This is a genomic window from Bradyrhizobium oligotrophicum (assembly GCF_051168495.1).
GTDB lineage: Bacteria > Pseudomonadota > Alphaproteobacteria > Rhizobiales > Xanthobacteraceae > Bradyrhizobium > Bradyrhizobium oligotrophicum_A.
The window spans coordinates 224,749-250,506 of sequence record NZ_JBNPVB010000003.1 but is presented as its reverse complement, the minus strand read 5'-3'; the positions used below and the strand labels follow the sequence as shown (position 1 = coordinate 250,506).

Genomic DNA, 25,758 nt, shown 5'->3' with positions numbered 1-25,758 from the left:
CTTCACGATTTGACGGCGCCGGCAGTGAGCCCGCCCACCATGTAGCGCTTGAAGGCGTAGTAGACCGCGGCCGGCGGCAGCGCGTAGATGAAGCCGGTGGTCATCAAGAGTTCCCACGGCGAGTCGTCGGCGGCCAGGAAGTTGCCGAGCGCCACGGGCAGGGTGATCGCCTTGTCGTTCGACAGGAGCAGGAACGCGTAGAGATATTCGTTCCAGGCCAGCAGCACCGCATAGGTGCCGATCGCGACCAGCGACGGCATCATCAGCGGCACGTAGACGAGGCGGAAGATCTGCAGCGGGCTCGCGCCATCCATGACGGCGGCTTCGTCGAGTTCGACGGGCAATTTGTCGGACGCCTGCTTCAGCACCCAGATCGCGTAGGGCGAGGCGATGGTGACCATGGCCAGGATCAGCGACCAGTCATTGTTGAGCAGGCCGTATTTGCCCATGGTGCGATACATCGGCACCGCGAGGAAAGCCGCCGGAATGAAATAGGTGAACAGCGCCAGGTTCATCACGATCCGGCTGCCGGGCACGCGCAGGCGCGAGATCGCGTAGGCCGCGCAGGTCGCAATGATCAGCGTCAGCGCGCCAACGGCGACGGCGATGACGACGGAGTTGCCGAACTGGACCCAGAAGTCGCGCAGGAAGTAATGCTGCTGATGAAACACGATCGAGAAATTGTGCAAGGTCGGATGGTCAGGCCACAGCTTGCCCGAGAACGCGTCCTCCTTCGGCGAGATGGCGAACAGGAACATGTGATAGATCGGGATCATCGTCCAGATGAAGACGGGGATGCCGATCAGCAGCAGCCGGGCTTCGGTGCCGACTTCGCGGAGGGAGGGGAGCTTCATCGCGACAACCGCTTCATCATGAAATAGACCAAAGGCAGCACCAGCGGCATGGCGCAGACGATCGATGCCATGGCGAGGCTGAGCTGATCGAGCCGGAGATAGCGGATACCGAGCGTCGACAGCACGTGGGTGAGGTCGGCCGGGCCGCCGCCGGTCAAAAGATAGACGCTGTTGAAGTCGCCGAGCGTCCAGATCATCGAGAGCAGCGTGCAGGTGATGTAGAGCGTCTGCATCGACGGCCAGGTGATGTAGCGGAACTTCTGCCACCAAGTGGCGCCGTCGACCTCGGCGGCCTCGAACAGATCGTGCGAGATCGCCAGCCGCCCGGTCATCAGGATCAAGGTCCAGAACGGCAGCGACTTCCAGATGTGCATGCCGATTGCCATCGACAGCGCGATCGTCGGATCGTTGAGCCAGTTCGGGCCGTCATCGCCGGTGAGGTTGAAGATCAGATGGTTGACCATGCCCCATTCGGGATTGAGCATGAAGCGCACCGACAGGATCGTCGGGATCGACGGCACCGCCCAGGGCAGGATGAAGATGACCGACAGCCATTTGATCCAGCCGCGCTGCTGAATGAAGAAGCCGGACAGGAACAGCGCGATCAGCATCTTCAGATTGATGCCGACCAGGAGGAAGATCAGCGTGTTGACGGCGGCGCGCGCGAAGATCGGATCGTTGTACAGCGCCACATAGCTGGCCGGGTCCCGCGCCAGCCACAGGCCGTAGCCGACGGGATAGACGACGAAGGCGAGGAAGACGAACAGGTAGGGCGCGAGCATGACGATGCCCCACACCTGGGACGGTGTCAGCAGCACCGGGCGTGGCGCCTCCACGAGCGCGGAATCGGAAGCTGAGAGCGTGATCGCCATGGTCGTTTTGTCCCGGGTCGTTTCTTCCCGCCGATAGCCGAACCGGCCGCATGCGCTGCGGCCGGCACGTGTTGTCGTTGTCAGGGTCTCAAGGCTAGTGCATCGCGACGCGAGAGACTAGCCCGCGACCTCCTTCAGGCGCGCGATCAACTCGTCGACGGCCTTTTCGACCGGCACCTTCTCGCTGACGACGCGGTTCATCGCCTTCGCCCAGACGTTCTCGTTGTTGAGAATCGTGAACTTGTAGTTCTTGGTGAAGTCGAACGGCGAGGTTCCGCCGGTGAACTGGGTGTAGACGGCCTTGCGATGGCGGTCGGCCTGCCAGAACGGGCTCTTCTGACCGGCGGTCGTGACCGGGAACCAGCGGCCCAGCGCGCCCTCGACATACGGCCCGAGGTTCTCCTCCTGCATCAGGAACTTGATGAACTCCTTGGCCTGTGCCTTGTTCTTCGCATTGCTGAAGATCAGGCCGGTCTTGACGTCGGAGCGATACTTGATCGGCGTGCCGTCGGGCTTGTTCGGGAAGGACGCGGTGATGATGTCCTCCTCATAGGCCTTCTTGCCGGCGGCGCGCTGCTCGGGCGTCAGCGCGGGGTTGGTCGAGTCCTCGAACCACTTCGCCGCGATCGAGATCGTGAAGTTGTGGGTCATCACGATGGTCTTGTTGTGGAAGGCGACGTTGTTGTCCGGGTCCTTCCAGGTCGTCGAGGACGGCGGCGTGCAGCCCTTGATGTAGGTGTCGGTATAGTCCTTGAGCGCCTTTGTCAGTCCCTCGCGCACCTTGGGATCGTCGACCAGCAGCTTGCCGTCGTCGTCGACGAGCTTGACGTTGTAGGCGTCCATGAAGGTGTAGAACGACTGGAACGAATCGGTGGATTCCACGCCCATCGGCTGGCCGACGCCGTACAGGCGCTGGCCGGTCGCCTTGCGGATCCCCGGCTGCACCTTGTCGCACCAGAACGTCCAGTAGTCCTCCCACTTGGTGGGAATGTCGCTGGCCTTGAAGCCGGCCTTCTCCAGCAGATCGCCCCAGATCTGGACGTGCATGCTCTGCTGCTTCAGCGGGAAGCCGTAATAGGCCTTCTTCTTGGTGACGTTGTTATAGAGATTGGCGGTCTCGATCGTGTTTGGTGCAAACGCCGATTTCATCGGCTCCAGGATGTCGGTGAGATCCTCGAGCTTGCCCTCGTAGGCCCATTTGCCCTGGGCCTGGACGTCGTAGGTGTCGGCATAGGCGACATCCGGCACGGTGCCGGAATCCAGAGCTGCGACCGTCTTGGGGATCATGTCCTGGATCGCGTATTGCGACAGCTCGACCTTGATGCCGGTCTTGGCCTCGAATTTCTTGACGACGTTGAGCAGCGCATCGTCTTCGGACTTGTAGAAGCCCTTGCTCCACCAGATCGTGATGGTGTCCTGAGCGATGGCTGGTGCTGCAGCGCAAAAAAGCCCGGCGGCTGCGACTGCGATTGAAAGCGCACCCATTCCCCTGGATTTCACGTGTCTCTCCCTGATCCGCCGATCTTGCTTGATCGGTTGTGGTGGACACTATCCCAGGGATTCGATGCGATCCAGAAGTAATATATCAGACATAGGTCGTGCGGCGGAGGCGAGAGCCGACGCCGGCGCGTCAGTTCTGTTTGGTGGGACTGTTCTCCGGAGCATCAGCCTGCGGTGGCGTGGCGTCCTGCTGGGCGGGGCGCAGCCCGCCGCCAGTGAAGCGCTCCAGCACCGAGCGAACTGCGTCCCGCGTCTTGCGGTCCTTCACCGCATCGAGCAGCGGTGCTGCCGCCGGTGCGCGGCGGATCAGGCTTTCCGGATCGGGAAAGATCAGCGGATCTTCCCAGGGCCCCTGCACGACGAATGGCAGTTCGAAGCCGTTGCTGCCGCTGCCACTCGACAACAGGCTCGCCACGCCCTTGAAGTCGTATTCGCGGCTCGGCACCGACGCGGTGCCGGTCATGGTGATCCGCGCGGTCGGGCTTTCGACGCGGATGTCCTCCGCGGTCGCGACGCCATCGGCGAATTTCACGGCGATGGTCAGTGAATCGTAGGGGGTCGAGCCGGTGCGGAAATTGCCGCCGCGCGACAGCGGGCTGCGCTCCAGCCGCTTCAGCAGTTGTTCGACGTTGAAACCGGAGACCGCGCCGTCATGGCCCTGCAGATTGGCGCTGCCGTCGAGCGATTGCGCGAGCCCGAACGGGCTCGAGCCCGACGCGGTCAGCGAGATGTTGAGATTGCCGCGTCCCGACAGCGAGGAGATGCCGAACATCTCGTTGGCACAGGCCTGCAGATCGACGTCGATGAATTGCAGTTCGGCCTTCACGTCCGCGACCGTATCTGCCCGGGCGACGCCGAACGAGCCGCGCACCACGCCGCCATACATCTGGGCTTCGCCGACCGAGAGCGCGAGCACGCCGTTGCGCAGGTTCGCCCCGAACGCCGTCCGCCCCAGCTTCGAGGAGCCGACGATGACCTTTGCGGCCGATAGCCGCATGTCGAGGTCGGTCGTGGACAGGGCCTTCAGATCGAACATCTGCCGATTCCAGTCGCGCGCGCCGTTGGCAAGCAGCCGGAAGGTCGAGATGTAGGGGGTGAAGTCGAGCGCGTCGGCCGCGAGCGTCGCCTGCAGCGCCTGCCGGCCGTTGTTGGCGTAGGTCATCACGCCTTCGGCGGTGTTGCCGTCGAGCTCGACATTGACGTTGGTGAGCGCGATCGAGGCTCCGACCACGTTGGCGCGCGCGCGCAGCGCGAAGCGGCCGAAGCCGCCGCTGCCGAGCGGCGTCTGTCCGGTCCAGCGCAAGGCGTCGCGCAGCGACGGGCTGTCGACGGTCAGCGTTCCTTCCATCAGCGTGCTGGTGCGATTGGCGATCGTGCCGTCGAACGCGACCTTCAGGGGCGGGCTGGCAAGGCGCATCTTGAGGCCGGAGCGGTCTCCCGACAGCGCGGCCAGGAAGTCGCTGACGCTGATCGAGCCCTCGATGCGCTGGCCGCGCCAATCGAATTGGCCGGTCGCCGCGAAGGAGCGCGAGATCGACGGCCAGGCCAGCGACAGGTCGATGTCGTCGAGCCGCTCGGAGGCATGATGATCGGCATCTTCGTAGACCAGGATGCCATCCTGGATGCGGATCTCGGAGAACGACATCTGGCTGTCGGGACCCGGCCGCATGGTGTGCGCGATGGTCTCGATGAAGGGGGTCCAGTTGCTGCGGCCGTCGGCCTCGCGGGTCACGTTGATCTGCGGCCGCAGCATCATGACGTCGGCGATCTCGAAGCGCTGCAGCAGCAGCGGCAGCAACTGAAGATTTGCGGTCAGCACGTCGACGCGCAGAGCGGGGTCCTCGGTGCCGCTGCCCTTCAGGCCGACGTCGTGAAAGGAGACGTAGCTGCCGGGGAACAAGGAGACGTCGATATGTCCCTTGACGACGAGTTCGAGCCCGGTCACGGCGCGGATCTGCGTCTCGACCGCGCGCCGCAGTACCTCGCGATTGATCAGCCAGGAGCTCGCCAGCAGGCCCACGAACGCGATGCCGAGCAGCACCGCGATCGGCGTGCCGAGGCGCCTCATTCCTTGGGCCATGGTCACTGGCATGTCCTGGGGTCGTCGGATCGCTGTTTACGGAGGATGGGCAGGGCGCGCCGAAAACCCTTGCCAACATCAACAACTTGATGCGTTTTCTTGACGCTTTCAAGGCCGCGCCGCCGGTGTGGCGGGATTGCGGCGGAAGCCGTCAAGTCCGCACTCCGGATCATCCCGGAGTCACGCGCCAGCGCGACAGCTAAAGCAGGATGTGCACCTTGGGAAGGCATCATTGACGCATTGCGAAGATTTCGCCTAATAATCCGGTCGATATCCACGCTGTCGCCGTCCTCCATCAGGTCATGCCCGCATGAACAAGGTCTATCCGGACGCCAAATCCGCCCTTGCGGGCCTTCTCAAGGACGGCATGACCATCATGTCCGGCGGGTTCGGCCTCTGTGGCATTGCAGAAACGCTGTCCGACGCCATTCGCGAGTCCGGGGTCAAGGATCTCACCGTCGTCTCCAACAATGCCGGCGTCGACGGCATCGGCCTCAGCCGGCTTTTGGAAACGCGGCAGATCAAGAAGATGATCTCGTCCTATGTCGGCGAGAATAAGCTGTTCGCTCAGCAATATCTGGCCGGCGAGCTGGAGCTCGAATTCTGTCCGCAGGGCACCCTGGCCGAACGCATCCGCGCCGGCGGCGCCGGCATCCCGGCCTTCTTCACCAAGACCGGCGTCGGCACGCTGGTCGCCGAGGGCAAGGAAGTCCGTGAGTTCGACGGGCAGAAATATCTGATGGAGCGCGGCCTGTTCGCCGATCTCGCGATCGTGCACGCCTGGAAGGGCGACACCGCAGGAAACCTCGTCTACCGGAAGACCGCGCGCAACTTCAACCCGATGATGGCCACGGCGGCCAGGGTCACGGTCGCGGAGGTCGAGCATCTGCTGCCGGCCGGCCAGATCGATCCCGACCACATCCATACGCCCGGCATCTTCGTGAAGCGCATCATCCAGGTCGGAACCGAGCTCAAGCGCATCGAGCAGCGCACCGTCCGCAAACGTGAAGCCGCCGCGGCAGCCGGGGAGGAAGTGTGATGGCCTGGACGCGAGAGCAGATGGCGGCGCGCGCCGCCAAGGAGCTGCGGGACGGCTACTACGTCAATCTCGGCATCGGCATTCCGACGCTGGTCTCGAACTTCATTCCGCCGGGCGTCGACGTCGCGCTGCAGAGCGAGAACGGCATGCTCGGCATGGGTCCGTTCCCCTATGAGGGCGAAGAGGATCCCGACTTGATCAACGCCGGCAAGCAGACCGTCACCGAGCTGCCGATCACGAGCTATTTCTCCTCGGCGGATTCGTTCGCGATGGTCCGCGGCGGCCACATCGACCTGTCGATCCTTGGTGCGATGCAGGTCGCCCAGAACGGCGATCTCGCCAACTGGATGATCCCCGGCAAGATGGTGAAGGGCATGGGCGGCGCGATGGATCTCGTCGCCGGCGTCAAGCGCGTGGTCGTCGTGATGGAGCACACCGCCAAGGATGGGCCGAAGCTGCTGAAGTCGTGCAACCTGCCGCTGACCGGCGAGCGCGTCGTGGACATGGTCGTGACCGATCTCGCGGTGTTCACGATCGACAAGCACGGCAATGACGGCATGGCCCTGATCGAGCTTGCCGACGGCGTGACGCTGGACGAGGTCAAGGCCAAGACCGAAGCCGAATTCCGGGTCGCCCTTAAGAATTCCTGAAGGCGCGCCGCTACCAGCGCCGGCACAGCGTCTCCGCGACCTTGACGGCGAGGCGGCAGCCGGCGTTGCGTGCCGAACGCGCCGGTGCCTGCGGCGGCATCTCCGCCAGACTCTGGACGACGAGACAGGGCACGGCATGCGTGAGGCAGGTCAGCGCCATCATATAGGACGTTTCATCGGTGGCGAGGGCGCCTGGAAACGCCGCCGAAATTTCGGCGGCGGTGCCGCCGCCATTGCGCGTGACCGTCATTCCCTCGAAGAACACGCCGATCTCGTCGAGCATGGTGGCCGCCGATTCATGTGCGAGGCGGCATAGCTCCGCGTCGGCGGGGATGATCATGCCGTCATTCGGAAACGGCGGCTCGGCGATGCTGAGCGCATCGCGCACCTTGATCTCGATCCGGAATGGCGCGACCGCGGTCGCGATCACGAGATCGCCCGGGCCGGCGCCGACGAAGCGGGCGCCCTGGGCGGCCTGCGCAAGCGCGGGTCCGAGCGCATGCGCGCGGCCCGGCATGATCAGCCACCGTGCGCCATGTTCCTCGATCGCGACCGCTGCGGCGCTCGCGACCTCGGTCATCGACCGGCCGAGGCAGATCACCGCATGGAAGCAGGAATGCCTGATGATCGCGCGTGCGACGTTGCGCTGTTCGATCAGCGTGCCCGGCCCCATAGCCTGGATCAGACCTTCGATGTCCTCCGGCGTCTCGACGATGAAGCCGATCGTGTGGGCTTTGGCGTGGAGAAAGCGCAGCGCGTCGAGCATCGTGTTGATGCCGGCCTTATCTCGATCGTCGAGCTGCGGCCACAACGCTTCGAGCACGTCCAGGCAGGCTTCCACGCTGGCGCCGATCACGCCCTGGCCGAGCGGACGGCCCGGCGTCTCGCAGCGATAGAGCTCGTCGAGCGCCTGTAACAGCGTTCGGCGGTCCTTGACCGCGCCGGCCCCCTGCAGGATGCGCGCGAGCACCATCGCGCGCTTGCCGGGTTCGAGCGGCACGGCGAGCCAGGCGAAGTCGGCCAGCTCGGCCGCTTGATCGCCCGCGGCGCGCTGAAATTCGCCGACCACCTGACCGTAGTGCCAGCTGAGCTGCCACGGCGTCACCTGCCGGCCGCGATATCGGCCGCGCTCGATGCGTTCGAGCGCCTGGGCCTGCAATTCATGGCGCAAGTCCGGATCGAAGCCCGAGGCGCGCGTGTTCAGCAGCCGATGGGCACGCGTCGCGACCGCAGGTCCAAACCACTCCTGATCGGGATCGCCGACCGAGAGCCCGCTCGGCATGCGGATGTGGACGGTCCTGCGAAACTGGTCGAGTTCGCGCTTGGCGACACGTGCTGCAGTGACGGAGACCGTCTGCACCTCGCAGAAGGCGTCGACCACGCTGGCCCAGTCCCAGAAATCGTCGCCGTAGAACGGAATGCGATATTGGCGGCTCGCGACGATCTGCGCGCAGATCTCATCGATGGCGGGCGCCACGCGATCGAGGATGTCGCGTCGCGCCAGCGCGGTGTCCGCAAGACATTGGTGGACGATGCGCGCGGCGTTCGCATTCACCACGTGCCAGTCCTTGGCGGCAAATTTCGGCGATGTCCGGAGATATTCGAGTGCGTCGACGAGGCAGCGTCCGGCCAGTGCGCGCGGAGAATTGTCGTCGAACCAGCCGGTGTTGCCGATGCCGTACCCATGCAGGTCGGACGCGAAGAAGACCGGCGGATGTCGAGAAACCACACTCGCCTCCTGGTCCGTCCCGCGTCTCTCAACGGCAATTGTCTAGCGTTTATAGCTTGATTTTCGCAACCAAAAGTTGATATTGGGTGACTGTCATTTGTACCAGTGCGATGGCACCGGCAATCGCCGCGCCTGGGACTAGCTGGTCACGTAGTTGGAGATCCCGACCTCAGATCCGGAGGTCGCGGATCAGCCGGCTGAATAGCCGCGCTGTGCTCGTGCTCCATGCAGGCTGCTCGCGGACCATGGATCGCTTCTTCATTGGTCTGTCGTGCCGCGATCACCATGCGCCCGCTGAAACCGGTCCTGTTTGTGTTGCAATCAATTTGGCACTTGCGAAACCGGCAGAGCGGGCGGTGTCCGGCGTGCCGATGAATTGCACCGGCAAGCTGCATCTGAAGGCGTGAAACGGTGCTGAGAGAAAAGGCTGGAGCGGTCATGCGGCAACCCGCGCGCAGGTATGAAGCCATCCGCGCCCGATGTCCGCGTCAGCTCAGCCAGCGTACCGCCAGCAGCACGACGAAGGCGACCCCGGCTGCGATGCAGAACAGCGTGGTCAGGAACATGGCGATGTTGCCGAGCACGCCGCTCGGCGCCGAGTCGTCGCGGAAGGAATAGAACCCGTCGGATTGGGGAATATGACCGCGGATGGTGGTGAGGGCAGCGAACAAGCGAACGAGCAGGTCCAGAGCTTCCATTGCGGGTCCCTCGAATCGTGAATGATCCGATCATCAGGCGAAATGGTTACGCCACTTTGACGAAGCGCAATGTCGATGGCGAAACCCGGGGTTCTACTGGCACGTTGACGGGGCATCTGCCGCGGCGCCTTGAGGAGGCTCAAGGCCGCTTCTCTCGCCTCGTGTCAAACACGTCCAAATCCAGCTGGACAGGCAAGGACATGAGACCAGATCTCGCCGCGTGCTACGGACAGGAGCGCCTTCCGCGCTATACGAGCTATCCCACGGCGCCGCATTTCTCGGCCGCTGTGGGCGCATCCACCTATGCGGAGTGGCTGCGTGCGATCCCCTCGAACGCCACCGCGTCTCTGTACCTGCACGTGCCGTTCTGCCGTTCGATGTGCTGGTATTGCGGCTGCAACACCATGATCGCCAAGCGCGACGAACCGATCGCAGTCTACGAGTCTGCGTTGCGGTGCGAGATCGACATGGTTTCGCGCCAGATCGGCCGGCGGCTTCAGGTCGGCCACATCCATTTCGGCGGTGGCACGCCCACCATCATGGCGCCGGAGTCGTTCGCCGATCTGGTCGGATCGCTGCGCCATTCCTTCTTCGTGCTGCCGTCGGCCGAGATCGCCATCGAGATCGATCCGCGCACGCTGACGCCGGCGATGATCGCCGCACTGGCGCTGAGCGGCGTCAACCGCGCCAGCCTGGGCGTGCAGAGCTTCGATCCACGGGTGCAGCAGGCCATCAACCGGGTGCAGAGCTTCGAGCAGACCGCCGAGGCCACCAACGGGCTGCGTCAGGCGGGCGTTGCCGGCATCAATTTCGACCTGATCTACGGCCTGCCGCATCAGAGCGTGGCGTCGTGTCTCGACACCGTGCGGCGCGCCATCGACCTGCGTCCCGACAGGCTGTCCGTGTTCGGCTATGCCCACGTGCCGTCCTTCAAGACGCACCAGCGCAAGATCCAGGACGAAGCGCTGCCGGACAGTCTGGCGCGTTACGATCAGGCCTGCGCCATTGCCGACGCGCTGAAGGAGGCGGGCTATGTCCAGATCGGGCTCGACCATTTCGCGTTGCCGGCCGACCCGATGACGATTGCCTTCCGCGAGGGCCGGCTGCATCGCAATTTTCAGGGCTACACGACCGACGCCAACGACCTGCTGCTCGGCTTCGGCGCCTCGGCGATCGGCCAGCTGCCGCAAGGCTATGTTCAGAACGCGCCCCAGGTGCGCGCCTACGAGGAGAAAATCGCGTCGGGCAATCTCGCCACCGTGAAGGGCTATGGTCTGACCGATGACGACCGCCTGCGGGCCGACATCATCGAGCGCATCATGTGCGACTATGGTGTCGACCTCGATGTCATCTGCACCCGGCACGGCATGGCAACCGATGACATGCTGAGATCGGCGCCACGGCTGCAGTCGCTGATTTCCGACGGCGTCGTCGAGCTGAACGGCAGCGCGATTGCCGTCACCGAGCACTCGCGGTTCCTGGTGCGCAGCGTGGCCGCAGCGTTCGATGCGCATCTCGATGCGTCGAAGCAGCTGCACAGCCGGGCAGTGTAGCAAACAGGTCGATATTGGCTCGCGGTGCTTGTGCCGCGACAAAGACGGCCGGCGGCATGGCGCCTACCATTCGCTCTGGAGTGGAGGCGCGCATGCCCATCTCATTCGATGAACTGGTCGACGACGTCATGCGGCAAAAGCCGGAGACGATCCGCGTCTTTCTCGCCTTTGGGATGCGCTGCGTCGGCTGCCCGATCGCCTGCTTCCACAATGTCGCAGATGCCTGCCGCGAGCATGGCGTCGATACCGACACCTTTCTCTCGGCGCTGTGTGCGGGAACGTGATCAGGAGCGGGATGCGGCGGTGTCGGAGTTCTGCTCGGCCAGCAGCACGATCTTGTGCGGTTCGCGCAGCACGATCTTCTGACGGCCGCTTTCGACCAGGCCAAGCTGCTCCCAACCGGACAGAATCCGGCTCACCGTATGCAGCGTTGTGCCGGTCATCTGCGCGATGTCCTGCCGGCTGATCGGAAAGTCGATCTGCACCCCGTGATCGAGCTTGCGGCCGGCCTGGTTGGCGAGCCGGAGCAGCGCATGCGCGATGCGCTGCTCGACCTGCTGCGTCGACATCTCGATGACGCGGGCATGGGTCTCCTGCAGGCGCTGGCCGACGGTCTGCAGCGCGTTCGCGGCCAGTGACGGAAACCGCGACACCAGACGCGGCCATGCGGCGGACGGCCAGGCCAGCACGACGCTGTCGTCGACCGCGGTGGCGGTGGCCGGATAGTGCTGCAGGCCGATGGCCGGTGCGACGCCGAAGGTGTCGCCGGGGACGACATAGCGGACCACGATCTGGTCGCCGGTCGGCGTCGTCTTGCTGGCGCGCACATGGCCGTGGAGCAGCAGGAAGAGCGAGGTCGCATCGGCTCCCTGTTCGAACACCGCGCCGTTGCGAGGCACGCGAAGGGAGCGCGCCTCACGCAACACCTCGGTGAGATCCTCGGCACCGAGCCCTGCAAACAGCGGCAGGTGCGCGACCAGCGAGCGGTCGATGGAAGCCATGATGTTCTCCGCGGCGCAGCGCGCCCGAAACCAGCGCCGCTCAATACCACGTTTTTGCAATCCATCGGAAGTTTGTGCTGGCGCAACCTGTTGCAGTCGAGGTTCAACTACATGTCGACCATGGCGCCCGACCGGCGCCGTTCCCGCCGTCGTCAGAGCGAGCTTGCACATGGCCATTCCGCGCAACTATCAGGGCTGGAGCGTTCTCGCCAACGGGTTCCGGCCGTTCTTCCTGCTCGGCGCAATCCAGGCCGCGCTGTCGATCCTGATCTGGCTTCCGGCCTATTCCGGTGAGCTGACGCTGAACGCGGTGTTCGCGCCGCGCGACTGGCACGTGCACGAGATGCTCTATGGCTATCTGCCGGCAATCGTCACCGGCTTTTTGTTCACGGCGATTCCGAACTGGACCGGACGGCTGCCGATCCGTGGCCTGCCGCTGCTCTCGCTCGTCGCGGCGTGGCTGGCCGGGCGGGTGGCCGTGACGCTGTCGTTGCCGTGGTGGGCCGCGCTGCCGATCGATGCGAGCTTTCTGCTGCTGGTGGTCCTGGCCGCCGCGCGCGAAATCGTCGCCGGCCGGAATTGGCGCAATCTGCCGGTCGTCGCCATCGTCGGTGTGCTGTGCGCCGGCAACGTCGCGTTCCATATCGAGGCGCATCTGCGCGGGTCGGCGGACGACGCCATCCGCATCGGCGTTGCCGTGATCGTGCTGTTGCTGGCTTTGATCGGCGGCCGCATCACGCCGAGCTTCACGCGCAACTGGCTGGTGAAATACAATCCCGGCCGGCTGCCGGCGCCGTTCGGCCGCTTCGACACGGCCGTCGTGGCGTTCAGTGCGCTGACCCTGCTCGGCTGGATCGTGGCGCCGGACAGCGGCGGCATCGGGCTCGCTCTGGCTGCGGCGGGCGTGCTGCATGCGGTGAGGCTCGCACGCTGGGCTGGCGACCGCACCACGCGCGAACGGCTGCTCGTGATCCTGCATGTCGGCTACGCCTTCGTGCCGCTGGGCTTCCTGCTCAATGCGGCTGCGAGCTTCGGATGGTGCTGCCGAGCGCCGGGCTGCATGCCTGGATGGTCGGCGCTGCGGGGACCATGACGCTTGCGGTGATGACGCGCGCCACGCTCGGCCATACCGGCCAGGCGCTGACGGCTTCCGTCGCGACCCAGGCGATCTATCTGGGGATCATCGTCGCGGCGGTGACGCGGATCTGTGCCGTGTTGCTGCCGGCCCATGCGGGGATCCTGCTGCACGTGGCGGCGTCCGCCTGGATCGTTGCATTCGCGGGCTTCGTGCTGGCGTTCGGCCCGCTGCTGCTCGGTCTCCGGCTCCGTTCGCTCGCGGTGCGTTCGGCGGGATCGGCTCAGCCGGCGCTCTGATTTCGGGGGATCGCGCGCGAGAACACGACCTCCATCAGCGTGCCGGACTTCGGCGCCGCCTTGATGTGGAGCTGGGCATGGTTGGCTTCGACCAGTGCCTTGGTCAGCGACAAATTGAGGCCCGATCCATCGGCGCTCTGCTCGGCGGCCCCCGGCGCACGGAAGGGTTCGAGCGCCGCGGCCACGGCGTGATCGTTCAATCCGTGTCCGGTGTCGCGGACGCGCAGCACCACCTCACCGAAATCCGACAGCGCGGTCGAGACGATGACCTGACCGCCGGGATTGGCCAGCGAGATCGAGGCCGAGATCAGGTTCAGGGCGATCTGGCGCAACGCTCTCGCGTCGGCGATGACCGGCGGGAGCAACTGCGACAACGAGGTCCGAATGATGATGCGGGCGCGGTTGGCCTGCGGCTGCATGACCGCAACGCAGCTCTCGATCAGTTCGTTGAGGTTCTGGCTGGTGAAGGCGAGCTCGAGCTTGCCGGTCTCGATGCGCGACAGTTCGAGCAGGTCGTCGATCAGCGACACCACGCGTTCGCCGGAGGTGCGGATGTCCTTCATGTATTCGGCGTAGCGCGTGTTGCCGAGCGTGCCGAAGCGTTCGCCGATCATCACCTCGGCGAAGCCGATGATCGCGTTGAGCGGCGCGCGCACCTCGTGGCTGATGCGGGCCAGCATGTCGGCCTTGGCATTGGCGGCGCGGTCGGCGACGCGGCGCGCCTGCAGCAACTCGCTTTCGCCGCGGCGGAGCTGCGACAGGTCACGGAACACGGCAAAGAAGTTCAGACCATCGGCCCTGGTGCGGCCGATCGTCATCGACAGCGGAACGGCGCCACCCTGGGCGTCCTTGCCGAGCACCTCGCGGCCCTGGTCCAACAGACCTGCTGCACCGGCGTGCTGCACGCAGTCGAGATAATCCAACACCAGACGTGCGCTCTCCGGTGCGAACAGCTCGATGAGATTGCGGCGAACGAACGCGGCGCCGTCGTAGCCGAACAAGGCCTCGGCGCTGCGATTGCAGGCGTGAATGTTGCCGCCGGCATCGAACATCAGGACGCTTTCGGCGGTGACGTCGAGGATGGCAGCCAGGTCTTCGGCATCGGCATGGCCGGCGGCGGGAGGTGGTGCGACGACGAGGGGAGCCGGTGCGGCCGGAGCGGTCACCGGCGGCGGTGAAGGCTCCGCGACCGGCGGCAGCGCCGCGGCCGGTCCGGGGGGCGGCGCGAAGATCAGGGCGTGCGCGGTGTCACCGTCCCAGGTGATCGTGAACAGGCGGGCCTCGGCCTTGATCTCCACGCTGGACGATCCGTCGGCGGCCGAGATCGTCACCGGCGTGCCGGCTTCCGACTTGCCGGTCGACGACGATGCGCCGGGCTCGACATAGAGGGCGTCGAGGCCGCCGGCCTGCTCCAGCGTCGCCAGGTCCGCATAGCCCATCTGCTTGAAAAAGGCCGGGTTGGCATAGAGCAGCCGGTCGAGCCGATAGATCAGCATGCCCGTCGGCAGCAGATCGAGCAGGATCCGGTCGCGTTGGCTGTCGCCGTGGGCCGGCGGCGCTTCGGGCGTCAGCCATTCGGTCTGCAGCCCGGTCGCGTGCTCGCTCGCCATCTCGCCCGTCGCCGACGCATCCTGGTGAGGCGGAGGCCCGAACGGATCGCTCACGCGCAAGGCCGGTTCGAGCGGCGCGCCGGCAACGTCCGCCGGACTGTTGCGGACTTCACCCTCGAGCCGGGCCGACAGCTGGCGCGCAAGTTCATGAAACGCATTGTTCTCCACCGGCGTCAGTGCCGGAAGCTTGGTCTCGCCGGGGGCGCGGAACGGCACGACGTTTCCGGCCGGCTCGAGTCCGACACCATCGATGTGGGGCGCTTCGGCCACAATGGAAGCGTCGCGTCCCGACGCGGTGATGTTGTCCCGCCGCGGCGGCGCATCTGCGGCCGGTGCATGGTCGGATTGAGCAAGCTGCGATGGGACGACACCGGCCGGGGCAAGGCCGGTTGCGCCGGCATGCGGATGTTCGGTCACGCCCGTCTCGGGCGGCCGCAGCGTCTCCAACCGGTCCAGCACATCGAGATCGCGGCAAACGCCGAAGCCACGATAACCGGAATAGGTCTTGTCTCCGGTGAGAACCGGTAGTCCCGAGAGTTCGACGGGAAGACTCTCGCCGCCATCGGCAGGCCAGCTGATGACGAGGTTGCTCCAGGTTTGCCGCGTCTCGATCGCGGCGCCGACGCGCCCATCCGGATCCAGTCCGAGTGTCTCCGTGAGGTGGTGCCACGGGCGGCCGAGATGTGCGGCGCTTCGGGCGCCGACCAGGCGGACGAACTCGTCGGAGCCAATAGAGAACCGTCCCTCGGCATCCATCTGCCACGAAAAGCGCAGCGGATGGCGACGGCCGCGCGTCGACGGATCGCCGGTTCCGATCACCGAGGTGTCGTCCTGTGCGTGCATCGGCGCGAAGTCGGATGGCTGGCCGTCGGTCGTCGCCTGCGGGACCCGCGCGAGCGGCTCGGCCTCGGCAGCGCCGTCGACCAGCAGGAATTCGGCGGGCGCTTCGTTGGACAGGGCGGGTGCTTCGTAGTCGGTGTAGCGTTCGGTCATGTCATCCATCGAAGGAGCAGGCGGAGTGTCGGCCGCGTCCGCGCAGGCAATGTCCACGGGACCTTGTGGTGCCGCGGGGGCGTGTGCGCCGAGTTCTGCATCGGGAGTGGGCACCTGCATCTCGTCGGGCAGTGCCGGCATGGCTGCCGCAACCAGCCCGGCCTGACGGCCGCTGCCGATGCGGTAGAGCGCCGCGCGCTCGGCGCCGAACGTCACCTCGGCGACACCATCGGCAAGCGCCGCGCTTCGGGCTGCCGCAAATCCGGGCTCGCTCAGGTCGCACATGCCGAACAGCCGCCGCCCGGCCGTGCTGATGCCGGCGAACTGGCCGTCTTGCGTGAATGCGATCAGTGCATGCTCGCTGTTGTCCACGAGCCGCTTCAGGCGCTCCGTGAGAGGAAAGCCGCGCCCGCTGCTGTTGTCGGTGCTGGTGATCAGTACGGCGCGCGTGCCGTCCGCAAAGTCGATCCTGGCGCAGCCGCAGGTCGCGAGCGTGCCGAGGGAGGCGCCGAAGCCGCGCAGACGTTCGAGCCGGAGCGCGCCGGTCTCGGGCAACCGCCGCGCCAATTGCGCGATCTGACGGCGATGCGAATCGGCCGGACCGAACGTCTTCCCGCACAGCGCCGTGCCGTTGGCCGCGCCGAACACGCGCGCGCCCATCGCATTGGCCCACAACACGCGGCTGCCATCGGCCGACCAGAGCCACGCCGGCAGGCTTCCCGCGGCATGGACGGCCAGCCGGGGATCGCTCAGGGCCTGTAATTCGAGATCGGCGGGGGTCATGGCAACGACGGCTTGGGGCTCTCGTGAGTTTGATCTGCGGCCGGAACTGGCAGCGTTAAGAATTCGTTACTATCGCGCGTTTTGAGGGCGGAGGTCCACGGCAGCGCCGTGCCCATGTCCTGCTAAAGCTTGGATAACCTTAATGTGTTCCTTCCGGGCCCGCCTCGGGCGGCTCGGAGGCAGCAGGAGGAGAGCACCCATGATTGACGACGGACGCCGCTTCGAAATTCCGAAGGACATGCGCGCGATGGCCGAGGCCGGCTTCGATCAGGCGCGCCAGAACTTCGAGAAGTTCCTTGCGGGGGCGGAGGCGACGGCCGGCTCGCTGGAGGAGCGCGGCGCCACCGTGCGGGCCGGGGCGAAGGACATCGGCGCGAAGGTGCTGTCCTATGCCGAGAAGAACGTGCAGACGTCGCTGGACTACGCTCAGTCGCTGGTCCACGCCAAGGATCTGCCCGAGGTGCTGAAGCTGCACAGCGAGTTCGTGCAAGGCCAGATGCGATCGCTGGCCGAGCAGGCCAGCGAGATGGGCCAGGCCATCAGCAGAGCGGCGATCGACGCGACCAAACCGAAGACGTAGCGGTCTCCGAAGCGCTGCGACGCCTGCGACGACCGCACTCATTGATTGATTTTGTTGTTTTACACCACTTAGGGATGATGGGGAGTTCCTGATAGTGGAATTCTCATTGCGTTGCACAATATCGACACGATATAGCTCTACGGGAGGTTGTTGTTGCCTCCCAGGGGCGTTTCCTCTGCGTGATCCAAAAGTGACTTCCCGATTGCCGGGACGGTTAGTCTCAATCTTCCAAGGATGCATGCCATGACCAATGCCGCCGATCCTTTCTCCGCCTCTATCATTCCGTTCGAGGTTCCCGAACAGGTGCGCGCGCTCGCCGAAAAAGGCGTCTCGCAGGCCCGCGAGAACTACGCCAAGTTCAAGGACGCGGCGGAGACCCACAATTCAGCCATCGAGGCCTTCTTCGCCAATGCCAGCAAGGGCGCCGGTGCCTACTCCTCGAAGGTGATGGAGTTCATGAAGGTCAACACGACGTCTTCGCTGGATTTTGCCCAGGAGCTGCTCGGCATCAAGTCGCCGTCCGAGGCGCTGGAGCTGTGGACCGGGTTCACGCGCAAGCAGTTCGAGACGTTCACCGCCCAAGCCAAGGAGCTCGGGGAACTCGGCCAGAAGGTCGCCACCGAGACGGTCGAGCCGATCAAGGAAAGCGCCTCGAAGCTGTTCAAGCCGGCGGCCTGAGACACCCCCCGCCGGTCGTCCCTGCGGAGAGGAGCCCGGCGCAACTGGCCACGAATCCCGAGCCCGGCGCATCGCGTGCGGGCTCGATCGTTTTGAGCCCGTATTCTGAGCAGGCTCCAGAACAGCCCAGAAAGGCATCAAAAAACGGCGGTGGGGCGGGCCACTTTATCCGTTCTCGGCCTTGCCAAATTCCGCCGTTGCACCTAGTTTCCGGCGCGTTCGGACGCCCCCACGCGCGGCGATCCCATGGCGATGCAGTTGTAGCTCAGTTGGTTAGAGCGCCTGTCTGTGGAACAGGAGGTCGGTGGTTCGAGCCCACCCAACTGTACCATGATCGGGACAATCGCATTTCGGTCCGCCACTTCCTTCATCTCGTTGACTTGGCCGTGTCGCAACTCGATCCGTGGCAGGGGCCGGTCGTGATGGTCCGGAGCGTTAGCGTGACTGCGGCATCTGGCGCCGCGCTTTGCACCGTGTGGTGCGCGCGCCGCGTTCTCCTGGAATTCCGATCCGATTCCGCCCCGTATTTCGACGGATATATCGCTGCCCAGCGCCTTCGCCTGTCGTTCGCTTCGCTCAATTAGTAACGCGGCACGACGCTGCGCCTTGCGAATCCAGCCTCGTTCGATCACACTTTGTGGCCATATCGGGGCGGGGACGATGAGGCGGATGGATCCACGCATTGCTGGAGTACTGATCGCGGCCGCCGCGCTGTTCGTGCCGAACGCGGCGCGCGCCTACACCGCCGAGCAGGAGCAGGCGTGCACGGGCGACGCTTTTCGGCTTTGTAGTTCCGAGATTCCCGACGTCGATCGCGTCACCGCCTGCATGGTCCGCCGCCAGGCGGAGCTGTCGCCGCCTTGTCGCGCCCAGTTCGGACCGCAGCCGCGCCAGGCTGCGTCATCGGGACGCGCGGACCGGCCGATGATCATCCGGCCTGCCGCGGCGAGGAAGCCCGCGAATGCAGTCGCACGCAAGACGAAGAAGTTGCCGCGGCCGGACGCGACCTGAACACGGCATGATGCCGGATTCGACGCCACGAGAGCGGACGTGAGTCGTGGACGCAGTTCGTTCCAACCCATCGGCGCAGCCTCAGCATGCAAATGCGTCCGGGCATGACCGGATGTTGTCGAATGACGCGGCACGATCTGCTCGTCTTTCAACGTTCGGTGTGACGCAAAAACCAATGGGGTCGGCAATCAGGAGTTACGTCTCCTCAATCGCTAAATTTATCTTCCGCGAATCAGTCCGCTGATTCATTTTCGCGGCTGGGGTCAATCTGGAGGCCAAGGTATGAACGTTATTGTTTTCGCATCGCGTAAGGGCGGTTCAGGCAAGAGCACCCTGGCCGCCCATCTCGCTGCGCAGATCAAGGCGAGCAAGTCTTGTCTGCTCATCGACGCCGATCCTCAGGGGTCGCTGACGCTCTGGCACAAGCTGCGCGGCACCAACGAGCCGCCGATCAAGACCGCGGTGAACTCGGTGAGCGCGATCGTGTCCGCGGCCCGCCGCGACGGCGTCGAGTGGGTGCTGATCGATACGCCGCCGACGATCTCGGCCGTCGTCGAGGACGCGATCAAGAACGCGACCATGGTGATCATCCCGGCGCGCCCCGGCGTGTTCGACGTCAACGCGGTACAAGAGACGATCCAGACCTGCCGCGCCGCGCGCAAGCCCTATGCGGTCGTTCTCAACGGTGCGCCGGCGCGCCGCGACGACGCCGAAAGCCCGATCGTCACCATCGCCCGCGAAGCGCTGGCCAAGTTCAAGGCGCCGGTGTGGGGCGGACAGATCACCAACCGCGCCGATCTGCTGATGGCGCTGGGGCAGGGCGAGGGCGTGCGCGAATATTACGCGGAAGGCCGCGCTGCGGCCGAGATCGCGCGCCTGTGGGCTGCGATCGAGCGGTCGGTGAAGGCGATTCGCGGCACGGTGTCGGCCAACGGCGCGATGCACAAGCAGGCGGCCTGATCCTTCGACCAAGCCGGTCATCGACGCGCGGGTTTCCGCGCGTTTTTCGTGGCTGGAACCGGTCTCCCGTTCGAGCCGATCGGATCGTATCGCGATCCTGGCCCGACGCCGCGCGGAGTGCGCGGCGAGGTTAGGAGACCATCAGCACATAGAATGCGATCGCTGGCGTCAGTGTGAGGATCACGGACCAGATCCCGACCGCCCAGAGAATGTCCTCGATGCTGAAGCCCTGACGCTCAGGGAATGTTGGATCCTGCAAAGCCACGACGCCCCCGCGCTCTTCGACGTTTTCAACATCGATACTGGAATGTCTTTAAGAAGCTGGTTGCCGACTTCGTGACATTTGAGCGCGTTCGTTAGCTCCGACGAAACCACGGGGGAGCGCGCCCACCGTGGCCCCGTTCGGAGGCCGCCAAACGGCCGGCCCTGCGCCCGATCTCGACAATCGAGGCGGGAGCCGGGATCGCTGGCGGCGCGGCTCAGGCCACGCGGCTCTGCATCGAGGTCGCTCGGCGGCGTTCGATCTCGCAGTCCAGCCGCGCGGCGAGCTCGGCGCCAACCTCCACCATCGGCAGCCGTACCTCCGCGCTGGCGATCACGCCGGTCCGCGCCAGCCAGTACTTCGCCGGGGCCGGGCTCGGCTCGGTGAATAGCAGCCGCGTGAGATCCTCGACCTCGGCCCAGCAGGCCGCTGCCGCGTCGTGACGGCCGGCACGGACATGCTGCAGGATTGCGCCGAACGTCTCGGTCTCCAGATGCGCGGACAGCAGGATGGCGCCGTCGGCGCCGGCCTGCAGCGCATCGAAGCTCTGCGCGTCCTCGCCGGTCAGGATGCGGAAGCCGGGCGACCGGCGCGCGATCAGGTCCCGCGTCTGCATGCGGTTGGCGCAGCAATCCTTGAGGCCCGCAATGCCCGGATGGCCGGCGAGCTGCAGCAGCGTCAAATTGTCGAGGCCGACCGCGGCGCGATACGGAATGTTGTAGAGGACGATCGGATGGGCGGCGTGATCAGCCAGGGCCGTGAAGTGCGCCAGCAGCCCGCGCTGCGAGGGACGCACGTAAGGCGGGCTCGAGATCAGGTAGAAGTCGATCGGCCACGATGCGGTTCGCGCGAGCGCCTCGATCAGGTCGGCCGTCGCCACGCCGCCGACACCGAGACAGATCGGCAGCGGCCGCGCCAGGACCGCGAGTTCGTCGCGGACCACATGGACCAGCCTTGCGCGCTCCTCCCATGACAGTGCCAGCCCTTCGCCGGAGGTCGCGCCGAGCACCAGTCCATCGATCGGCTTGGCCGCGTAGTGCCGGATCAGATTGCGCAAGGATGCCTCATCCAGCGCGCCGTCGCGGAACGGCGTGATCAGTGGTAGCCAAAGTCCTTGCAGTCGCGTTCGAGGGTCGATCATGGTCCATCTCCTTGGGGTGTTGAGGCCGGAGACGGGACACGCAAAAAAGCCCCGTCCTTGCGGCGGGGCTGGTGATGCGGCGGTGAACTCTGGAGAGATTCTAGCGCGCGCGTCCACATGTCCCCGGGCGGGGACCTTTTTTCGACGACGACTTGACGTGCGACGACGTGGACATGACCCCTACATGCGCGGTGCAAGCGGTGCTGTCAACGATCCCCGGGCGCTGAGACAAAAATAGCTGGAACAAATACAGCCGAGCCAAAAAAATAGCCGGGCCCAATGAGCCCGGCTGGAGGTTGTGGCCAACGCGGCCGACACAATCACCTTCCAAGAAGGATTCCTGAGCGCCTGCGCCACTGGAGGAGGGGGACAATGCGCAACGCCGGTACTCAGTACCCGTACAGTATGATCTTCGACACGGCCCTGCAGCAACCATGCAAGCCGCATGTCAGACATGCACAATCTCAGGCCGGCCAGCGCTGCGCTTTGCTCACGACGAAGTCACGGAACACCTGGACCCGCGCCACCGTCTTCAATTCCTCGGGATAGACGAAGTAGGTGTCGAGCTGGATCGAGTCCGACTCGCCGAACAACTGCACCAGCCGGCTGTTTTCTTCGACGAGATAGTCGGGCAGCGCGGCGATGCCGAGGCCCTGCTGGCAGGCGCGCACCAGGCCGAGGATGTTGTTGACCCTGAAATAGGCTTCGCGCGGACCGGAGCCGTTGCGGCCGGCGTCGACCAGCCAGCTGCGGTTCTGCAGATGCGGCGCGACCTGGCCGTCGGCGAGCATGATGATGCGATGATCGTCGAGCTCGTCGAGGGTTCGCGGGGTGCCGAAGCGCTTCACATATTCGGGAGAGCAATAGGCATGGAAGCTGATCGCGAACAGCTTGCGCTGGATCAGGTCGGGCTGGGTCGGCTTGCGGGTGCGGATCGCCACGTCGGCCTCGCGCATCGACAGGTCGAGTTCCTCGTCGGTGACGATCAGCGAGATCCGGATCTCCGGATACATCGCGGTGAATTCGCCGAGCCGCGGGATCAGCCAGTTGATGCCGACGCCGGGCGTGGTGGTGATCTTCAGATCGCCGCTCGGCCGCTCGCGGCTGTCGGTCAACTTGGCGCGGGCCGCCTGCAGCTGCATGAAGACGTCATGCGCGGTACGGAACAAGAGGTCGCCTTGCTCAGTGAGGATCAGGCCGCGGGCGTGGCGATGGAACAGCGAGACCGCCAGCTCCTGTTCCAGCGCGCTCACCTGCCGTGACACGGCCGATTGCGACAGCCCGAGCTGCTCCCCGGCATGCGTGAAGCTGCCAGCTTCCGCCGCTGCGTGAAACACCTTCAGCTTGTCCCAATCCATATCCGTAAATCCATCCCGTGATCGTGGCATCTTCAGTTCATTCTGCCGCGGCGCGTTCGCTCGCCGCCTGGGCGATGAAGCGTTCGGCCTCGAGGGCGGCCATGCAGCCCATGCCGGCGGCGGTGATCGCCTGCCGATAGGTTTCGTCGGCGACGTCGCCGGCGGCGAATACGCCGGGGACCGAGGTCGCGGTCGAGCCCGGCACCACCTCGACGTAACCGGATGGCTTCAGCTTCAACTGACCTGCGACCAGCTCCGTGGCGGGCGCATGGCCGATGGCGACGAACACGCCGTCGGCCGGCAGCTCGGACACCGCACCGGATTTGACGTTCTTGAGCCGGACATGCGTCACCTTCGACGGCGAGCTGGCACCGCAGATCTCGTCCAGCGCGCTGTCCCAGACGACCTTGATCTTGGGATGCTTGAACAGCCGCTCCTGCAGAATTCGCTCGGCCCGGAAATGATCGCGCCGGTGCACGACCGTGACCGTGGATGCGAAATTGGTCAGGAACAGCGCTTCTTCGACCGCGGTGTTGCCGCCGCCGACCACGACGACCTCCTTGCCGCGATAGAAGAAGCCGTCACAGGTCGCGCAGGCCGAGACGCCAAACCCCTTGAAGGTCTCCTCCGACGGCAGCCCGAGCCAGCGCGCCTGGGCGCCGGTGGCCAGGATGACCGTCTCGGCGAGGTAGACGTCGCCGGAATCGCAGGTCAGGCGGAACGGGCGCTGTCCAAGTTCGAGCTTGGTCACCAGGTCGGTCCTGACCTTGGCGCCGACATGTGTCGCCTGCTTCTCCATCTGCTCCATCAGCCAGGGGCCCTGGATGACGTCGGCGAAGCCCGGATAGTTCTCGACGTCGGTCGTGATCGTGAGCTGGCCTCCCGGCTGGATGCCCTGAATCAGGACCGGCTCAAGCATGGCCCGTGCCGCGTAGATCGCCGCCGTATACCCGGCAGGGCCGGAACCGATGATGACGACTTTGGCATGGATCGGAGCTTGCATGGGCACGATGACTCGCTGGAAAGAGGAGAATTGACGACGCAGCGCGCGGAATACATGGAAGAAGCGCCCCGAAGCCCCATTGAAAATGTCAAAACCAAGTCTAAGCCATCTGGCAAGCCATGCAAGAATTGCAACGCATCTCGGCGAATTTTCCCTTCACGACCCGGTCAACAGGGGAAATGTAGAGTAATAAAATTACGCAAATTGGCCGGCTTGCGCTAAGAGAGTTGCCATCCGCCCCGGAGTCTTCATCTCCCAGTTCCCGCCAGAGCCTGCAATCCCCGTGACCAAGAATCTTGACGAAATCGATCTCAAAATCCTCAGCGAAATCCAGGCCGATGGCAGGATCACCAATGTCGAGCTGGCCAAGCGGGTCGGCATCTCGCCGCCGCCATGCCTGCGGCGCGTCAGGACGCTGGAAGAGGAGGGCTACATCACCGGCTATCGGGGCCTGCTCGATCCGCGCAAGCTCGGCTTCGACGTCACCGTGTTCGCCGCGGTGCACCTGTCGAGCCAGGCGGACGCCGACCTGAAGGCGTTCGAGGAATTCGTGCGCTCGGAGCCGCTGGTGCGGGAATGCTGGATGTTGTCCGGCGAGGTCGATTTCATCCTGAAATGCGTAGCGCCGGACATGGCGACGTTTCAGGAGTTCGTCACGCACCTGACGGCAGCGCCGCACGTGCGAAATGTGCGGACTTCGCTGGTGCTGCACAATTCGAAGTACGAGGCGGCGGTGCCGCTCGAGGTCAAGGGACGCGGGTGAACCCCGGCTGGCACTGCGGGTCCAGCCCCCTGCGGAGGCTGAACCCGGAAGCTCGCTGTTGCGAAGCGAACGGGACGCGAAAGAGATCAGCTCTTCTTGCGAAGCAGCGCATCCAGACTGATCGGACCGCCGCCGGAGGTTGCCAGATAGAGGCAGGCAAAGCAGAGGGCGATCGCCAGCGAGCCGTTATTGACGACCGGGAAGAACCCCCGCGGGAAGTGGCCCATGAAGTAGGCGAAGGCCATCTCACCCGACAGGATGAAGGCAACCGGGCGCGTCAACAGCCCGAGGATCAGCAATCCGCCGAGTACCAGTTCGAGCAAGCCAGCCGCGCCGTAAAGCGACATCAGCTGAACTTTGGCAAACATCTCCACGGCCGGAAACTTGAAGATCTTCGCCACGCCGTATTGAAACAGCAACAGGCCGGTGATGAAGCGAAACAGGCTGAGTACAGCCGGTTGCCATTTCGAGAGCATCTGCTCCATGTGTGATCGTCCCCCAATCATAAAATCATGATGCGACCTCGCCGGACCGATCGTTGCGGCGCGGCTCGTCGCCCCAGAATTAGCTGATTACGGAAACTGCGTCACCGTCATGTGGCGGTCCTGGGATGAATTGAGCGTGTACCGCAGAAGCGCCGTAACCCGGCCGCACTGCGACCGCCGAAACGGCGAAGGGCCCCGCCATGGCGGAGCCCTTCGATTCGTTCGGAGCGGACGCGGCGCGTCTCAGCGCCACTCGACCTTGGCGATCTCGTAGGATTTGGCGCCGCCCGGCGCCATGACCTCGACGGTCGTCCCCATCTTCTTGCCGATCAGGGCGCGCGCGAGCGGCGAAGTGATGGAGATCTTGCCCTTCTTGGCGTCCGCCTCGACCTCGCCGACGATCTGCCAGACCGTCTTCTTCTCGGTGTCCTCGTCGATCAGGGTCACGGTCGCGCCGAATTTGATCGTGTCGCCGGACAGCTTGGCGACATCGATGATGTCGGCACGCGCGAGCTTGTCCTCGAGCTCGGCGATGCGGCCCTCATTGTGCGACTGCTCTTCCTTGGCGGCATGGTATTCCGCGTTCTCCGACAGGTCGCCATGCGAGCGCGCTTCGGCGATGTGCTCGATGATGCGCGGGCGGTCCACCGACTGTCGCTGCTTCAGCTCGGTCTCCAGCGCGGCGTAGCCGCCCGCGGTCATCGGAACCTTTTCCACCATCTCTTCTCGTCCTTCAGCCGTGCGGGCAAGAGGCGCGCACGATCAGCATCTTCAGAATAGG

23 protein-coding genes, 1 tRNA gene and 1 pseudogene are annotated in these 25,758 nt (G+C 65.0%); 12 read left to right on the top strand and 13 right to left on the bottom strand.

What is annotated here, in order from left to right:
* Window positions 1–2: 2 nt before the first annotated feature.
* The 4 genes from ACQR1B_RS07870 to ACQR1B_RS07855 all read right to left on the bottom strand — a co-directional run bounded on the left by ACQR1B_RS07870 (window position 3) and on the right by ACQR1B_RS07855 (window position 5,306).
* Entirely contained in the window at window positions 3–854 is an 852-nt protein-coding gene (locus ACQR1B_RS07870) for a carbohydrate ABC transporter permease (protein ID WP_284420303.1), read from the bottom strand.
* Entirely contained in the window at window positions 851–1,726 is an 876-nt protein-coding gene (locus ACQR1B_RS07865) for a carbohydrate ABC transporter permease (RefSeq protein ID WP_434832045.1), read from the bottom strand. The genes ACQR1B_RS07870 and ACQR1B_RS07865 overlap by 4 nt, the downstream gene beginning before the upstream one ends.
* A gap of 117 nt (window positions 1,727–1,843) precedes the next feature.
* Entirely contained in the window at window positions 1,844–3,226 is a 1,383-nt protein-coding gene (locus tag ACQR1B_RS07860; protein WP_434832044.1) for an ABC transporter substrate-binding protein, read from the bottom strand.
* Window positions 3,227–3,356: 130 nt separating this feature from the next.
* A complete protein-coding gene (locus tag ACQR1B_RS07855) occupies window positions 3,357–5,306 on the bottom strand; it encodes an AsmA family protein (RefSeq protein WP_434832043.1) in 1,950 nt (649 codons plus the stop codon).
* A gap of 310 nt (window positions 5,307–5,616) precedes the next feature.
* On the opposite strand from ACQR1B_RS07855, the gene ACQR1B_RS07850 reads away from it, so the two are divergent.
* Together ACQR1B_RS07850 and ACQR1B_RS07845 are read left to right on the top strand one after the other, a co-directional pair.
* Entirely contained in the window at window positions 5,617–6,345 is a 729-nt protein-coding gene (locus tag ACQR1B_RS07850) for a CoA transferase subunit A (protein WP_434832042.1), read from the top strand.
* On the top strand, window positions 6,345–6,995 hold the full coding sequence (locus ACQR1B_RS07845; RefSeq protein WP_434832041.1) for a 3-oxoacid CoA-transferase subunit B: 651 nt from the start codon (window positions 6,345–6,347) through the stop codon (window positions 6,993–6,995). Before ACQR1B_RS07850 ends, ACQR1B_RS07845 begins: the two co-directional genes overlap by 1 nt.
* A 10-nt stretch (window positions 6,996–7,005) precedes the next feature.
* Here ACQR1B_RS07845 and ACQR1B_RS07840 read toward each other — a convergent pair whose 3' ends face one another.
* Window positions 7,006–8,724, bottom strand: coding sequence for a hypothetical protein (locus ACQR1B_RS07840; protein ID WP_434832040.1), 1,719 nt, complete (start codon window positions 8,722–8,724; stop codon window positions 7,006–7,008).
* Window positions 8,725–8,969: 245 nt separating this feature from the next.
* Here ACQR1B_RS07840 and ACQR1B_RS07835 point away from each other — a divergent pair, with 245 nt between their 5' ends.
* Window positions 8,970–9,131 carry a hypothetical protein gene (locus tag ACQR1B_RS07835; protein ID WP_434832039.1) on the top strand — a complete coding sequence of 54 codons (162 nt, stop codon included), beginning with the start codon at window positions 8,970–8,972 and terminating at the stop codon, window positions 9,129–9,131.
* 81 nt (window positions 9,132–9,212) lie between these two features.
* On the opposite strand, the gene ACQR1B_RS07830 is transcribed toward ACQR1B_RS07835, so the two are convergent.
* Entirely contained in the window at window positions 9,213–9,422 is a 210-nt protein-coding gene (locus ACQR1B_RS07830) for a hypothetical protein (protein ID WP_434832038.1), read from the bottom strand.
* A 200-nt stretch (window positions 9,423–9,622) separates the two neighbouring features.
* On the opposite strand from ACQR1B_RS07830, the gene hemN reads away from it, so the two are divergent.
* Together hemN and ACQR1B_RS07820 are read left to right on the top strand one after the other, a co-directional pair.
* Entirely contained in the window at window positions 9,623–10,975 is a 1,353-nt protein-coding gene (gene hemN / locus ACQR1B_RS07825; protein WP_434832037.1) for an oxygen-independent coproporphyrinogen III oxidase, read from the top strand.
* Window positions 10,976–11,067: 92 nt separating this feature from the next.
* A complete protein-coding gene (locus tag ACQR1B_RS07820; RefSeq protein ID WP_434832036.1) occupies window positions 11,068–11,259 on the top strand; it encodes a DUF1858 domain-containing protein in 192 nt (63 codons plus the stop codon).
* Here ACQR1B_RS07820 and ACQR1B_RS07815 read toward each other — a convergent pair whose 3' ends face one another.
* Entirely contained in the window at window positions 11,260–11,976 is a 717-nt protein-coding gene (locus ACQR1B_RS07815) for a Crp/Fnr family transcriptional regulator (protein WP_434832035.1), read from the bottom strand.
* Window positions 11,977–12,145: 169 nt separating this feature from the next.
* Between ACQR1B_RS07815 and ACQR1B_RS07810 the strand changes: the two are divergent.
* A pseudogene (locus tag ACQR1B_RS07810) lies at window positions 12,146–13,350 on the top strand (NnrS family protein).
* On the opposite strand, the gene ACQR1B_RS07805 reads toward ACQR1B_RS07810, so the two are convergent.
* Window positions 13,335–16,736, bottom strand: coding sequence for a PAS domain-containing sensor histidine kinase (locus ACQR1B_RS07805; RefSeq protein WP_434832034.1), 3,402 nt, complete (start codon window positions 16,734–16,736; stop codon window positions 13,335–13,337). The pseudogene ACQR1B_RS07810 and the gene ACQR1B_RS07805 sit on opposite strands and share 16 nt — an antisense overlap.
* Before the next feature lie 199 nt (window positions 16,737–16,935).
* On the opposite strand from ACQR1B_RS07805, the gene ACQR1B_RS07800 reads away from it, so the two are divergent.
* From ACQR1B_RS07800 to ACQR1B_RS07780, 5 genes are all read left to right on the top strand, one after another.
* Window positions 16,936–17,316, top strand: a complete 381-nt coding sequence (locus tag ACQR1B_RS07800; protein ID WP_434832033.1) for a phasin — start codon at window positions 16,936–16,938, stop codon at window positions 17,314–17,316.
* A 243-nt stretch (window positions 17,317–17,559) separates the two neighbouring features.
* Window positions 17,560–17,994, top strand: coding sequence for a phasin (locus tag ACQR1B_RS07795; RefSeq protein ID WP_434832032.1), 435 nt, complete (start codon window positions 17,560–17,562; stop codon window positions 17,992–17,994).
* Window positions 17,995–18,248: 254 nt separating this feature from the next.
* Window positions 18,249–18,325, top strand: a tRNA-His gene (locus ACQR1B_RS07790).
* 338 nt (window positions 18,326–18,663) lie between these two features.
* Window positions 18,664–19,005, top strand: a complete 342-nt coding sequence (locus ACQR1B_RS07785; protein ID WP_434832031.1) for a hypothetical protein — start codon at window positions 18,664–18,666, stop codon at window positions 19,003–19,005.
* A 282-nt stretch (window positions 19,006–19,287) separates the two neighbouring features.
* Window positions 19,288–19,965 (top strand): ParA family protein, encoded by a 678-nt coding sequence (locus ACQR1B_RS07780; protein WP_006610486.1) that lies wholly within the window; start codon window positions 19,288–19,290, stop codon window positions 19,963–19,965.
* A gap of 479 nt (window positions 19,966–20,444) precedes the next feature.
* On the opposite strand, the gene ACQR1B_RS07775 is transcribed toward ACQR1B_RS07780, so the two are convergent.
* From ACQR1B_RS07775 to trxB, 3 genes are all read right to left on the bottom strand, one after another.
* Window positions 20,445–21,368 carry a 4-hydroxy-tetrahydrodipicolinate synthase family protein gene (locus tag ACQR1B_RS07775; RefSeq protein ID WP_434832030.1) on the bottom strand — a complete coding sequence of 308 codons (924 nt, stop codon included), beginning with the start codon at window positions 21,366–21,368 and terminating at the stop codon, window positions 20,445–20,447.
* 464 nt (window positions 21,369–21,832) lie between these two features.
* Window positions 21,833–22,756: a LysR family transcriptional regulator gene (locus ACQR1B_RS07770; RefSeq protein WP_006610484.1), complete on the bottom strand. Its 924-nt coding sequence runs from the start codon at window positions 22,754–22,756 to the stop codon at window positions 21,833–21,835.
* Between the two features lie 7 nt (window positions 22,757–22,763).
* Window positions 22,764–23,729, bottom strand: coding sequence for a thioredoxin-disulfide reductase (trxB, locus tag ACQR1B_RS07765; protein WP_434832029.1), 966 nt, complete (start codon window positions 23,727–23,729; stop codon window positions 22,764–22,766).
* Between the two features lie 283 nt (window positions 23,730–24,012).
* Between trxB and ACQR1B_RS07760 the strand changes: the two genes are divergently transcribed.
* Window positions 24,013–24,492, top strand: a complete 480-nt coding sequence (locus tag ACQR1B_RS07760) for an Lrp/AsnC family transcriptional regulator (protein WP_434832028.1) — start codon at window positions 24,013–24,015, stop codon at window positions 24,490–24,492.
* Between the two features lie 86 nt (window positions 24,493–24,578).
* On the opposite strand, the gene ACQR1B_RS07755 is transcribed toward ACQR1B_RS07760, so the two are convergent.
* Together ACQR1B_RS07755 and greA are read right to left on the bottom strand one after the other, a co-directional pair.
* Window positions 24,579–24,977 carry a DoxX family protein gene (locus ACQR1B_RS07755; RefSeq protein ID WP_434832027.1) on the bottom strand — a complete coding sequence of 133 codons (399 nt, stop codon included), beginning with the start codon at window positions 24,975–24,977 and terminating at the stop codon, window positions 24,579–24,581.
* A gap of 243 nt (window positions 24,978–25,220) precedes the next feature.
* Window positions 25,221–25,697: a transcription elongation factor GreA gene (gene greA, locus ACQR1B_RS07750; RefSeq protein ID WP_434832026.1), complete on the bottom strand. Its 477-nt coding sequence runs from the start codon at window positions 25,695–25,697 to the stop codon at window positions 25,221–25,223.
* Window positions 25,698–25,758: the final 61 nt, after the last annotated feature.